The organism is Candidatus Kapaibacterium sp. (assembly GCA_025059875.1).
Taxonomy (GTDB): Bacteria; Bacteroidota; Ignavibacteria; order Kapaibacteriales; family HRBIN21; genus HRBIN21.
On record JANXCT010000002.1, the window covers coordinates 223784 to 237215 of the forward strand.

Here is a 13432-nt window from a genome sequence, read left to right on the forward strand (position 1 = left end):
ATCAGCGAACGACGTGCAAGGCTCGGAGGACCGATCGCTGACCAACTCTCAGACGGTACAGGTACAGCCCTGACGGCAAACCTCCAAGGTTGACCGGAAGCCGATGATATCCTGCAGCAAGCTCGGTCTGCAAGAGAGGCCGCACAACACGACCGTGGATGTCCAACAATGCTACCTCAACGGGAGCAGCTTCCGGCAGGTTGAAAGAAATCGTCGCCGTCTGAGAAGCCGGGTTTGGATACGCTTCCAAGCCGAACTCCCACGGTTCCCCAATTCCTACGACCTCGGGTGGATGGAAGAGGGGTAGCGGAGAGAACTCTCGCAACAGAACTCGCTGGACCTGCGTCTGTGGAGCCCCAAACCATTGGAGGAGTGCGGCAGCGTAGACCTGCCGATAGTCATACTGCATCAGAAGGTCACCCCGAGGATCTAGATTCTCCAGGTCCGGATCCTGACCGTGGATGCGGCCGCCTAAGACCCGAGTTCCGAAGATGAACATCGGGGCTGCAGTCCCGTGATCTGTCCCAGCGGTGGCATTCTCCTCTACCCGGCGTCCAAATTCCGAGAAGGTCATCCCCGCCACACGGTCAGCAATGCCAAGGGCTTTGAGATCATCCATGAAGGCCTTCAAAGCATCGGACAGCTCCTTCAGAAGCGAGGCGTGCACACCACTGACACCGCCTTGGTAGGCATGAGTATCGAAAGCATTGCGCTCTATCCCAACAACGTATACTTTCGCACCCAGGCCACCACTGATCAGTTGAGCAACGATGCGAAGCTTCTGTGCCAGGTCTGTGTCTGGATACGTCACACGATTCGTCCCCCGCTCTGCCGCCCGGCGCACAGACACGGCGTAGCGCTGCGCTGCCCGTGCAACAGAGCGCAGGAAGAGGAGCTCCTGCCCTGCCGGTGTCTCTGGCAACGGGCCACCGAAACCTCCATCACTGCTAGCAGCAAGAAGGCGGTAGAACTCTCGCGGATTCCGGAAGCTAACCCCCATGAGCCCACGCTCACTCTGGAGCACCAGGGAGGAAGCTCCTCCAATCTGAACAGCCAGCGGCTCCGGCGGAATCTCGCCCAATGGGAGATCCTCTACGAGCGTCTCCAAGTATCGCCCCAGCCACCCCGTTCCGAGGAATACATCAGCATCCGTTGCCGTAACCCAAATATCCGTCCCCCGGAAGTGGGAGCGATCGGGATTAGGATAGATGACTCCCTGCACGATCGCCAACTCTCCGCGGTCGTAGAGAGCCTTCAAGCCTCCTAACACCGGATGCCACCCAAGGGTATCGGTTAGTCGAAGTGTCTGTGACTTTGGGATTGCCAATGTCGGTCGGAGAGCATAGTAGCGTGGATTTTCAATCGGAACCAAGGTGTTGAGGCCATCGTTGCCCCCTTGGAGCTGGATGAGGACGAAGACACGATCGTTGTGCTCGGTCAGCCGTCGCAGGCGATCCATCGCTGGGGAGTACGCCAACGCTTGCGCAGGGAATCGCCCTAATGCTGGCAGCGCCGATAGCAGGATGCCAGCCTTCGCTGAATACGCAAGGAAGTCGCGCCGATCCATAGCTCCCTCGCTCTGTCCTACGTTAACTGGTACTCGGGCAAGCGAGTCAATGCTTTCAGGAACATTCGCAGCCGCGCATCGGCATTTGGAGCGTCAATGCTCCACTCGTACTCCGGAGAGCCCTGGAGCAGCTCTGAGAGCAGCCACTCCTCTTGCTCACTTGTCAGCGGGTAGGCCAGCAAGAAGCGGGCTACGTCCTTCACGAACTGCCGGGCATTCGTGTGTGATTGGAACTGCCGCGCAAAGGCCACTACGTCAACCTGGAAGGGCAGCGCAGCGCCCGTGAAGCTTTTGCCGTCGATGAGTAGCTCAGCAATTCGCTGGCGCAGTGGTAGCGTCATTGTGGTTATCCACAGCCGATGGCCCTTCCAGCCTTCCACTGTCGGCGGGTTGAGCAGCTCTAGCTCCAATGCTGCTGCGGCCCGAACAGCATAACTGTACGCCTCCGGATGTCGCACGCCGAATTGCCGCAGCATACCCACGACGAAGTCCAACGGTGACTTGATCTGGGCACCGTAGAACTGCGGGTCAAAGAAGTGAGCGCTCCCTAAGAGAGTACGCAAGACCGGAGCCAGCTCATAGTTGTGCTGGATGAGGAGTTGGGCCAGCTGCTCCACGATACGCTCATCTGGGACGGCATACACGAAGAAGGAGTACAGCTTCCTAGCCAAGAACCGAGCACAGGCCGGCTGTTCAAAGATGATGCGAATCACGTCGTCGGTGCCCCAGTGCCCAGTCTGCCCTAAGAAGGTCTTGACGCCATCGTCGAACCGCTGCGGGATGAAGACCGACTCCAGACCAACTACGCGCCAGCCTGTCAGCGCCCGTGTGGCGGCTACAACATCCCATTCGGTGTAGTTGCCCACTCCCAAGGTGAACAGTTCCAGGAGCTCACGGGCAAAGTTCTCGTTCGGCTTGCCCACCATGTTCTCGTTGTTGTCCAAATAGATGAGCATGGCGGGGTCAGAAACCATTGCCCGCGTCAGTGCTCGAATATTCCCCCACACCATCCGACGGAAAGTCTCGTGCTGGATGTAGTGGTACTGCGGAATGTAGACCTTGTCCTTGTCCGTGGTGAAGTGGTTGTGCCAGAAGAAGACCATCTTCTCGCGGGCCGAGCGATCGGTCTCGACCATGAGCCGAACCCACCACTGCTGGAGCTCCGCGAAGCGCTGAGTAATGACAGAGAAATCCACGCGGATTCGCGGGTCTTCCCTCACCCATGCTCCCGGAGGTTCTGGCAGAGGGAGCTGGCGAAGCAGCGTATCAACGACCTCCTGCGGCGAGCGAGAAAGTGCCCATTGGAGTTCTTGGCGTGTACATTGAAAGCCTGCACGCCGCAGCAAATGCGCTGCACTGCGCTCATCCCACGGAACTTCGGACGAGGAGACATATGGCTCTAGCCCTGCTTGGACACGTACTGGCGGGGCAGCACTGACCCGGTGCAGTAGCTCCATACCCCGTTGAAATGGGTTCAGTACCGTCTCCAGAAACTCTCGCCGCCGCATCTGTCTCCTCCCCCATGAGACCCGGCTTTTTCCCCATCAATCTACTAGGTTCCCTTGACACACCAGCCCTCCACTGCTCTTCAGTCTCCGCTTCGCCGCTGGAACTGCTCCCACCATCGGCGGGCATAGATGCCAGTAGAGGAGATCATCCCTAAAACGCTTAGCGCAATCCCAACCGCCAGCCAGTCTTCCCAGCGCAAGTAGCTGGCAAAGAGTGTTCCCGCTATTGCCAACGCTGTCCACTTGCCTGCCGGCAGCGCTGGCAGCACAACCCTTCCCCACCGCCAAGCTAGCCAACCACCAAGCAGCAAGAGTGCATCCCGTCCAATGACCACCAGCGCAAACCACAGAGGGAGCTTCTGTTGCAGTACCAGAATGCTCGTTGCTACTCCAGCGAGGAGCTTGTCAGCTACTGGGTCTAGGACCTTCCCTAGCTCGGTCACCCGCCCCTGCCACCGTGCTAGCATGCCGTCTGCAATGTCGGAGAGAACAGCAATACTCCCTACAAGCAGTACTCCTACCGTCGCCTCCTGCACAAGGAGCAACGCCAGCGGGAAGACCAGCAGTAGGCGCAGTAGGCTCAAGATGTTAGAGAGAGTCCATTCCATGGCCGCCGCTGTCCCCAGAAGAGACTCATGACCGCTCCGAAGAGAATTCCAAGGAACGCGGGTTCAATCCACCGCACTCCAACTGGTACAAGCTGCGCCTCGCGCAGGACCATCCAGCCAAGGCTGGAACTGGCCGTCACACCCATCAGCCACCCGATCCGCCGGGCCGGTAACTGATAGCGAGCGTTGTACCCCAGCACGAACGGGAACAATAAAGCTGGTACCGCAACCGAGGCCGTTCGTAGAATAAGTTCCACCGCCGAAGGAATTGCCCAGGCTAACACCCCAGCAGCAGTAACTGAGAGCACCAGCCCCACCTGAGTCAGGCGGCGGACAGAATACCGTGCAGCCAACGAAGGTATCCTCCCGAGGATGTCGCGCCCTAATGTCGCTGCGCTAACGAAGGCATAGCTTTCCAGCGTGGACATAACGGTTGCCAGGAGGGCTACGACGAACATCCCCTTCCACCCAGCAGGGAGCACAGCGTCTGCCAAGGCTGGGTAGGCGTTGAGCGGCTCCGTAGGAATGAAAGCACGCGCGTAGAGTGCCGCCGTTATGCTGAGCGTGTCGAACGCCAACCAGAAGAGTACCGAGAGAGCAATCCCCCACTGAGCAGTCCTCACTGAGCGCGCCGCTGCACAGCGTTGATAGAAGTTAGGGTCAACGAAAGTCTGCAGAGCAATGACCCACCAAACCGCGACTGTCCCCCAGCCGAGCAGCCCTGGGATGGAGCGATGGGTTGGCGGCAGCAGAGACCACATCAGCTCAGGTGTTCCGAACTGCTGCCAACTAAAGTACACCAGTGCAGCAAACCCGCTGTACATGAGCACGAACTGCAGTGCGTTCGTCAGCACGTTGGCGTAGAAGCCGCCCATATAGAGGTAGGCTACCGAAAACAGTGCGCCCAGCACGAGACAGGCTTCCAAGGACCACCCCGTCAGTGCCCGCACGAGCGTTGCCACCATTAGCAGGTAGGCTGCCGGAACCGTGACGATCAGAACTACCCCGGCAGCAACTCGGGCAACTCCTTCGCCATAGAGATGCCCCATCTGCTCCGGGATGGATAGCGTCTGCGAAGCACGGATTCGCCCCGCCACAGTGGCGGCGAAGAGCAGTGCCACGACGTAGTATGGCACCGCGATACACAGCCAAGCGACGATACCGTAGCGGTAGACGAACTCCCCTACACCGAGGATTGCTCCATACCATGTGGCAACGAGTGTAGCCACAAAGAGAGGTAACGTCAACCGACGACCCGCTACCAGAAACTCCTCCGCCTCCGTATGGTGTTCACTGCTGGAACGTCGGGCCACCCCAACAAAGCCTACGAGCATCAATCCTACTACGTACGCCCCTACGATGCCCCAGTCCCAGGCCGTCAGCTCCATCGTAGTGCGCGCCGCCATGCCTGGACCGTCTTGGCTAGTCCTTCTGGGAGCGCTGTCTTAGGCTGCCACCCCAGCTCGCGGCTCATGCGGGCATAGGAACAGACACTTCGCCGCACCTCGCCTGGCCGTGGTGGAGCATAGCGCGGCGCAATCCAATTCCCGATGATCTGCTGCAGAAGGTGCAAGAGTGCTTCCACAGTGGTTTCTGTGCCCGTACAGCAGTTGTAGATGCCAGATGCCTGTGGTTGAAGCGCTGCTACGTTCGCCGCTGCAACGTCAGCAACGTAGATGAAATCTCGAGTCTGCCGCCCATCCCCGTAGATGACTGGCTGCTCGCCCCGCAACAGTGCTTCCGTGAAGATAGCCACCACCCCCGCCTCTCCATGCGAAGTCTGCCGAGGACCGTAGACGTTCGTATACCGCAGGATTACCGCCTCAAGCCCATGGAGACGGCTGTAGCACAGCAGATACTGCTCTGCCGCTGCTTTCGCCGCTCCATACGGCGACAGCGGCTGCAGCGGATGGTCTTCTGTCGCTGGAAACCAAAGCTGCTCGCCGTAGACAGTACCCCCCGACGAAGCCAAGATAATCCGCCGTACACCCGCTAATCGGGCTGCTTCGTAAACGTTGAGGCTACCGAGCACATTCTGCCGAGCATCTTCCAACGGGTCTTCCACGGAAAGCCGGACGGAGACCTGAGCCGCATGGTGGTTGACAACCTCAACCCGATGGTCAGCGAAAATCTCTTTCAGCACTGGGTCCGTGACATCTGCTACAACTAACTCTGCTCCATCCGGAACATTGTCCCGGCAGCCCGTGGAGAGATTGTCGATCACCATGACCTCGTGCCCCGCCTGCAAGTACGCCTCGGCAACATGGGAGCCGATGAAGCCTGCCCCGCCAGTGACGGCAATCCTCATCCTCCCATCTCCAGGGCTATGTCGCGGCGGTACGTCTTGCCTTCAAACTGGATGCACTCAACCGCAGCGTAGCAGCGTTCGCGGGCCTCCTGTAGTGTTGGAGCCACTGCTACAACATTCAACACCCTCCCGCCGGCCGTCCAGAGAGCCCCATTCTCCCACCGTGTCCCGGCGTGGAAGAGCAGAACCCCATGCTGTGCAGCCTCCTCTAGCCCCGTGATACGGAACCCCGTCCGATACGCCCCTGGATACCCCGCCGAAGCTATAACGACGCAGCATGCGGACTGCTTCGCTACTTTCCGCAGAGTGCTCGGAGCTAGTCGGCCAAGAGCGGCACTTCCTAACAACTGAAGCCAATCAGCCTCAGCAATCGGAAGGACGACCTGCGCCTCTGGGTCACCAAACCTGACGTTGAATTCCAACACGAATGGCTTGCCCTCCACGACCATGAGTCCAACATAGAGGCACCCCACGAACGGCGTACCACGCTCTGAGAGCCCCGCAAGGGTTGGCTGCACAATACGCCGTTCCACTTCTCGCAAGAGCTCAGCCGTCGCCCACGGCACTGGCGCATATGCTCCCATGCCGCCGGTATTCTTTCCTTGGTCACCCTCCAGCGCCCGTTTATAATCCCGAGCTGGAGCCAGCAGGACGTACCTGCTACCGTCACAGATCGTCAACACGGAGAGCTCCTGACCAGCCAAGTACTCTTCCACAACAACGGTCTCTCCAGCCTCACCCAGTGCACCCGCGAAGAGCGACTCCAGAGCCTGGAAAGCTTCGTCGTGAGTCTGTGCCACCGTCACTCCTTTACCGGCTGCCAATCCACTGGCCTTAATGACGACTGGCAGTGGATGGCTCTCCACGTAGCACCATGCCTCATCACGCTGTGCAGCCGTAAAGACTCGGTACCGAGCTGTCGGAATACCGTGCTGCTGCATGAACTGCTTCGCGAACGCCTTGGAGGCTTCCAACTGGGCAGCAGCCTGTGATGGACCGAAGACTGGAATCTCTTGCTCTCGGATACGATCTGCAAGGCCCTCGCTCAGCGGCTGCTCCGGTCCGATGACGACCAAGCGAATGCGCTCTAGAGCGCAGTAACGAGCGATCTCCCGCTGCTCCGAAAGTGGGATTTCTACCGGATCAGCAAGCCCCCACATGCCGGGATTACCTGGTAGCACGAAGAGCTGAGGCCGATCCGGTGACTGTGCCAGTGCCCACGTCAGCACGTGCTCGCGTGCACCACTACCGACGACCAGTACCCGCATCCTTCCGCGCCTGCCCTAACCCCTCATGCGACGCTAAAAAGATGTGGCGGCTTGCCCAGGAGGACCAAGCCGCCACTCACCCCACAAGCCCACTCGCTCAGCGCGAGTAGAACTCTACCACCATCGGCACTTCGCAGATGACCGGAATCTCCTCCCGCGGTGGAACGTACAGTAGGCGTGCTGAGAAGTCTGCTTTGGAGACTTCCAAGTACGGTGGGGCTTGCGGTGCCAGTCGAACGGCTTCTTGGATGTCCGGAATCCTGCGGCTCTTCTCTCGGATCCGGACTGTATCGCCGACATTGACCTGGTAGGACGGAATCGTGACCCGCTGTCCGTTGACCTCTACATGCCCATGCCGGACATACTGGCGAGCAGCGTAGATGGTACGGGCAAGTCCAGCCCGCAGTACGATTGCATCTAGCCGTCGCTCCAAGAGCTGGATGAGATTATCAGCCGTATTGCCCGGCATTCGGGAGGCGAGCTGGAAGTAGCGTCGCAGTTGCCGCTCGTGGACATTGTACTGAAACCGCAACCGCTGCTTCTCCAGCAACTGCCTACCGTAGTCAGAGAGCTTCGCTCGGCGCTTCTCTGGACCATGTTGCCCTGGAGGATAGGGCTTCCGCTCCATGTACTTCTGCGCCTTCGGCGTCAGCGCAATCCCTAGCTTCCGCGACAGCTTCACCTTTGGGCCTGTGTACTTCATAGCGCTCGCACATTGAATTGCAAACTACGGCTCGCAAAAATAGGGAGCCCTGCAGAATCGCTATGGAGGCTGCTTCAACGCTCACTTCCGCAGCCTCGCTAAAGCGTCTCTGAGGAGCTCTTCCACCGCCTGCTGCCTGGCCGCGGGCTGATGCAGTACTTCCGGAACCACGCGCTCCACCTCACTTCGTGAGAATCCCAACGCTACAAGCGCGGCGGTGAGCTCTTGGCGGATTGCCGCAGGCACTACGTCGCCTACCTCATCGGCAATCTCTACGATGCGCTCCCGCAGCTCTACTACTAGGCGCTCTGCCATCTTCCGGCCCACCCCGGGGAGCCGCCGTAGCACAGCTACGTCCCCCTGAAGGATGCTCTGCCGAAGTTCCGCAACAGAAGCCGCAGAGAGAATGTTCAGTGCCGTCTTCGCCCCAACACCAGGGACAGCTCGCAGGGACTGGAACAACTGGCTCTCATCGCGAGTAGCGAAACCGTAGAGCTGGAACTCTCCACGGCCTCCTGGTTCTTGGTAGAACTCCAGCACCGTCCACAACCGCACGCGTTGCCCCACCTCCGGAAGCCGTTGTGCGGTGGTGCTCGGCACCGTTATCCGAAGGCCAATGCCACCACAGTTGACAATGACCGCATTTTGCTCTCGCTGGACCACTTCGCCCTCAACGAAAGCAAGCATTGCAGTAGATACGCTCCGGCTCTCGCAATCCGCGCTGGCAGTAGACGAAAGCCAACGCCTCAGCGTACACTACAACTGTTGCAACAGCTTGCGGGCCCGCGGGGCAAATTCACTCGCCGGAAAGCGCTGGACCAACGTCTGCAAGAGCTGCCGTGCCCTCTCGCGCTCTCCCTGCTTAAGGTAGCTCTCCGCCAGCAGGGCATGAGCTGCCGCAGCCTTCGGAGCCGAGGGGACTTGGAGAAGCTGCTGGAGCTCCGAGATCGCCATACTGTAGTTGCCCTGCCGAAAGGCGATATCCCCGCGCCAATATCGGGCATTGCTCACCATCGCAGGATCTTTTGCCTCTTTAAAGGACAGACTCCAACAGGTTCCGCACCTCCGTGTACTCGCGACGCGCAAGATGCTGGAGAGCCTTCGCGTAGCGCTGCACCACATCTCCGGAAATAGCCGTAGAGGCTGCTACCGCCGAAGCCGTGGCTGCACCTGCTGCCCGGTCCGGTAAGGAATGCTGGGCTGCTCTTCGGGAGCTCGTCCGCTGGCGACGTGCTCTCGGCCGGCGCGGGGAGTCTGGTTGGACTACTTCTGTCCTCTGCTCTCCAGCCAGCGCACGAGCCAGCTCCGTAAGCTCCGCCAGCAGGAGCCCCATACGCTGAATATCCTGCTGGACCTCCTCCAGCGTCTCCCGTAAGGACACCTGCTCCGCCGCCAGTCGCTCCATGGACTCCCGAATGGTCGGGAGCCGCCGCACCGATACCCCAGCAACTGCAGTATCGGGCTCATGGATGGAGGAAGAGCCCTCGCTGTTCGTACTGGGCCTGGGCTCAGGCTGCAGACGTCGCTCTAACACCAACAGCGGTGGCACTGTGCGCTGTACCGGCTGTACCTGGCAGCCAAGAAGCCCAATGCTCACTCCGAGAATATACCACCACATTGCCCCCATGGCTTCTACAATCCCTGTGCCACCTCTAAAGTTGAGTTGTGCCCCTCGCACCTTCCGAGTAGGCGAAATCCACCATAGCACATCTCACAGACCAAGGCTCCCCTGCAGTACCATCCCCCAACGTCTCTGAGCAAGCTCCCCAACGCCTCGGCAAATATCCAGCCGCAGCACCAGAATATCCGTAATTGGCACTGGGATGCGCCCAATGCCCAGCCCCAGCTCCCCGTACCACCGTTGCCCTGTTGCTTGATACGGCAACCCCTCAGCCTGCCATACCCTGGCCGCAGCCGCCGTGACGATCAGCTCTATGCCACGGCCCCGAAATGTCGGCAGCCCCAGGGCACGCCACCACAAGTCGGTAAAGTTATGCTCGGCGGCGACTGCAATAAGACGCCGTCCGCCGTAGACTCCTAGAGGCGCCGTCACTAAATGCCCTAACCGTCCCAAGAGAGCGGTGGTGCTACGCAGCCGAAAAGCATAGGGGACTGGGAGCCCTTCGCCTACTCCCAGTTCGGTCCGCAGGCGCAATTTCATCGGGACATAGCCACCCGTCGAGATGGTAGGGAGCTCCACTTCCACGTCTGCCAGCAGTGCCCACAGGCGCTGCCAGGAAGCGGCAGTTGTATCCAGCCGAAATCCCCCAAGCACCCCCTGTAGGTTTCCTCTCAGCTCGAATCCCTTGCTCAGCGCTCCAGCCAGCGGTCCTCCCACTGTCTCGCCCCATGATAGAGCTACCCCACCCACCCGATACTGAGCCGCCTCAGCCACCGGATTATTCCGGAAGGGCTTCGCCACAAACAGAGACCTCCGTACGCGGGCTGGCAACCCCACGGTACGGAACAGCTCCCAAGAAGCCACAAGCCGACCCCAGCGACCTAGTCCTACCCCGGTCTCTACCTCCACACCCTCGCGGTAGACCCAGTCGTAGTAGTCCTGGTGGAAGAGCGCAGCGTTCAGGGAGTTGAGCACCTCCGGGTATGTCCGATCCCAGCCTATTGGAGCTGTCCAAGCGAAGGCTTGCGCAGAGAGCCACACCGGAAGCCGTGGGAGCTTCACCTTCACCTGTCCCCACCCTTCCCACCGCGAGCGCGCCAGAGCATACGTCAACGCAGCCCCTGGCTCAACGATTCCCCACGTCCACCGATACTGCACCCCGAGCTGTACGCCGTTGACGCGGTTGAAGCGGAAGAACAGCGGGAAGTTGGCCAAAGAGAGCGCTAGTCCGCGTGGGTCTACTTCCCCACGGAGCTGCGCGAGACTGTCCATGCGCCGGTAGATCGCTAGCTCGCGTGGCGTTAGCTCCACAAGCGCGTGGCGCCGCCAGAACTCCGCTTGTGCGGAGTCAGCCAGCGGAGCAACGCGAATCCGCTGCCCCTCAGCAAACACGCTATCGGGCAGAGGGCCATTGAGCCGCACCTCCGTAGTAATACTCGTCAGCACGAACTCTCCGCCGAACTCCAACAGACCCCGCAGAGGAGCAACGGCAAAGGCACCCGAGAGCTCTGCGAAGGTCGGGAACCAGAGATCACCTGGGAAATGCTCGCAGCGCTCAACGAAACGGAGCCGCCGCAGGAAGGGAAGTGCGGTCGTTCCCGAGGGCCGAAGATCCGCCTGGACAAGAGCAAAGGTGCTGTCTACAATCACGATCTCGCCCTCAAACGCGGGGTAAAGGCGCGAGCGGGGCTCCACCTCCAGAACATACGCCAATCGATGCCCACCCCACGGCCGGCGCTCACGTACACGGAAACGGTACCGCTCCAGCGCCTCGGGTCCGATTGGGGAAGGGATGGAGACCGTGATGACCTCAACTTGCTCCTGGTAGAGGCTGCCTATGCTGCCGAAGACGAGCATATTGGCCTCTGGCGGGACATTTCGAGTCTGCCGTCGCTGGAGAATAATGGCACGCCGCCCTCGCTCGGCATCGTAGTAGAGGCGGGCAAAGGTCTCCAGAATCGCAAACGCCGTGTCGCCAGCGGAACCAACAGACATCGCTTGCCCTTGCTCAGATACGCTGATGCTAGCCTCCAAACCGCCCGTCTGTGCTGTCCCTAAGACCAGCTTCGAGTACACCAAAGCCTCCGCCGTACGAATACGGCGCCAGTTCTGTAGACGTCGCCGCTGCGCGTTCAGAACCACTTCCTCAGCCGTCAGCTCGGCCACAACGGGCACGGCAGCCATCTCTATAGGGACAGGGGGGAGGCTCAATCGCAGAGAGCCTTGCTCAGCGCGGACTGGGAAGTATCGCTCCTCATACCCTAGCGAGCGCACCCTCAGGGTGTCAGCCTCCTGCGGCAGGACGAGGCGAAAGAATCCTCGGACAGAGGTATAGGTCCCCCGCTGCGCCCGCACTGCGAAGACAGAGGCACCGGCTACTGGTCCACCTGTCTGTGCGTCCACAACGGTCCCCTCCACTACGAAGCCTGTTTGCGCTACTAGGACGGTCGCTCCACTCAGCAAGAGCGCAAGCCACTGCATCCCTGCTCTATCGCCAGTCTACCACCCCTCGGAGCTTAGGCCACATTCCTCTGCCTCGCTGGGAAATGCTTGCAGCGCCGAATAGAACGGAGCTGCTGCGGGCAGGGATTCCAGCATTACCCCTTCACTGGCTCCCGTACGGCTTCTCCATGTAGCGACGGGCTTCTGCGTGCGAGTTCTGGACATCGCGCCAGGAGAGGACCTTCCGGTACTGCATGAGGGCCAAATCCCGCTTGCCCTGCAGGTCGTAGATGTTGCCGATTTTCAGGTTGACCTTGACCATGAAGCCCGAAGGGTCTTCGTCCAGGACACGGCTCATCTCGTCGCACTTGTAGAAGTAGCGCAATGCTTCCTCGTACTGACCACGCTGCATGAGGGCAAGCCCAACGTAGTAGAGCGCTTCGCGGGCCGTCAGCTCTTCGTAGCCGTTCCACTTCTCGATGGAGCGGCGCAGAATCTCACGCCACACCTCCTCCATCTTATCCAAGTAGCCCATGCGGACGTAGCAGCGCCCCAAGTAACGGTGGAAGTAAGGGTTTCGCGGGTACTGCTGGAAGAGCTCCTCAGCAACAGTCAGCGCCTCTGGGATGTTGTGCTCGAAGTCGTAGAGAATTTGCAGGAGCACGACCTTCGCTTCTGTAGCAGCGTAGCGAGCATTGCGAGCCGAGGCACGCAATTGGGCAATCCCAAGCTCTTTGTCCCCCGGTGGCAGGAAGAGGAGGAGGGGCCGCAAAATGGGGTACATCTCCGGGAGCTTGACGGCGTAGTAGTTGTAGACCCCAGTCCCCAAGAGCACGTCGTAGTTGGTTGGCGCCAAGCGCTGGACGCGCGTGAGGATTTCGAAGCCCTCCCGCCCGTCGTTAGCAGCCCGGATCCAGCTCTCGCGCATGGCATAGAACCGCCCCCGATAGCCCAAGGCCCCACCCTTGAAGAAGAGACCAACGATGTCGTAGGGATTCCGCTCGAGGATCGGCTCGCAGACATCCAGTACCCGCTGGATCTTGGCGAGGAATTCCTCATCGTAAGCCCGGGATCGCCGGTTGGTGAGAATCTTCCACCAGGACACCATCGCGTCCATGAAGTATCCAGCAGGATGCTCCGGGTACCGGCGGATGAGCTCGCGGAAGTAGTGCTCGGCAGTGTCGAACTGCATGTTGTAGATGTAGAAGATGCCCTGCTGGACCAGACTATCGGCATCCTCTCGCATCAATACCCATTGCGCAGAAACAACCGCCGCCCCGGTTAGCCCCGCTACAACAGTGCTCCGCCACAGGCGCTGCATCATCCTCACACTACCATGCCCTACTATCGCGCCGGCTCCAAAGACGAACGACGCACGATGCTTTTGCACAGGCGTTGCCAACACGC

Annotated in this window: 12 protein-coding genes; all 12 read right to left on the minus strand. The window is 60.0% G+C overall.

All coding sequences use genetic code 11. The features are described from left to right. Nucleotide 1: 1 nt before the first annotated feature. The gene (locus tag NZ960_03595) at nucleotides 2–1567 is read right to left on the minus strand and encodes a DUF1501 domain-containing protein (GenBank protein MCS7176698.1); all 1566 of its coding nucleotides are present in this window, start codon (nucleotides 1565–1567) and stop codon (nucleotides 2–4) included. 17 nt (nucleotides 1568–1584) lie between these two features. Beyond that, a complete protein-coding gene (locus NZ960_03600) occupies nucleotides 1585–3075 on the minus strand; it encodes a DUF1800 domain-containing protein (protein ID MCS7176699.1) in 1491 nt (496 codons plus the stop codon). An 80-nt stretch (nucleotides 3076–3155) separates the two neighbouring features. Beyond that, nucleotides 3156–3683 carry a CDP-alcohol phosphatidyltransferase family protein gene (locus NZ960_03605; GenBank protein ID MCS7176700.1) on the minus strand — a complete coding sequence of 176 codons (528 nt, stop codon included), beginning with the start codon at nucleotides 3681–3683 and terminating at the stop codon, nucleotides 3156–3158. Continuing rightward, the gene (locus tag NZ960_03610) at nucleotides 3656–5089 is read right to left on the minus strand and encodes a sodium:solute symporter family protein (protein ID MCS7176701.1); all 1434 of its coding nucleotides are present in this window, start codon (nucleotides 5087–5089) and stop codon (nucleotides 3656–3658) included. Before NZ960_03610 ends, NZ960_03605 begins: the two co-directional genes overlap by 28 nt. Next, nucleotides 5062–5991, minus strand: coding sequence for an NAD-dependent epimerase/dehydratase family protein (locus NZ960_03615; GenBank protein MCS7176702.1), 930 nt, complete (start codon nucleotides 5989–5991; stop codon nucleotides 5062–5064). Before NZ960_03615 ends, NZ960_03610 begins: the two co-directional genes overlap by 28 nt. Further along, a complete protein-coding gene (gene purD / locus NZ960_03620) occupies nucleotides 5988–7259 on the minus strand; it encodes a phosphoribosylamine--glycine ligase (protein MCS7176703.1) in 1272 nt (423 codons plus the stop codon). The genes NZ960_03615 and purD overlap by 4 nt, the downstream gene beginning before the upstream one ends. Before the next feature lie 97 nt (nucleotides 7260–7356). After that, nucleotides 7357–7962, minus strand: a complete 606-nt coding sequence (rpsD, locus tag NZ960_03625; protein ID MCS7176704.1) for a 30S ribosomal protein S4 — start codon at nucleotides 7960–7962, stop codon at nucleotides 7357–7359. Between the two features lie 81 nt (nucleotides 7963–8043). Further along, nucleotides 8044–8649: a Holliday junction branch migration protein RuvA gene (gene ruvA / locus NZ960_03630; GenBank protein MCS7176705.1), complete on the minus strand. Its 606-nt coding sequence runs from the start codon at nucleotides 8647–8649 to the stop codon at nucleotides 8044–8046. Nucleotides 8650–8718: 69 nt separating this feature from the next. Further along, nucleotides 8719–8976, minus strand: a complete 258-nt coding sequence (locus NZ960_03635) for a tetratricopeptide repeat protein (GenBank protein MCS7176706.1) — start codon at nucleotides 8974–8976, stop codon at nucleotides 8719–8721. Between the two features lie 19 nt (nucleotides 8977–8995). Then, complete coding sequence (locus tag NZ960_03640) at nucleotides 8996–9580, minus strand: hypothetical protein (GenBank protein MCS7176707.1); 585 nt, start codon at nucleotides 9578–9580, stop codon at nucleotides 8996–8998. Between the two features lie 93 nt (nucleotides 9581–9673). Next, a complete protein-coding gene (locus NZ960_03645; GenBank protein ID MCS7176708.1) occupies nucleotides 9674–12064 on the minus strand; it encodes a DUF5686 and carboxypeptidase regulatory-like domain-containing protein in 2391 nt (796 codons plus the stop codon). A 124-nt stretch (nucleotides 12065–12188) separates the two neighbouring features. Next, the gene (locus tag NZ960_03650) at nucleotides 12189–13349 is read right to left on the minus strand and encodes a tetratricopeptide repeat protein (protein ID MCS7176709.1); all 1161 of its coding nucleotides are present in this window, start codon (nucleotides 13347–13349) and stop codon (nucleotides 12189–12191) included. Nucleotides 13350–13432 lie beyond the last annotated feature (83 nt).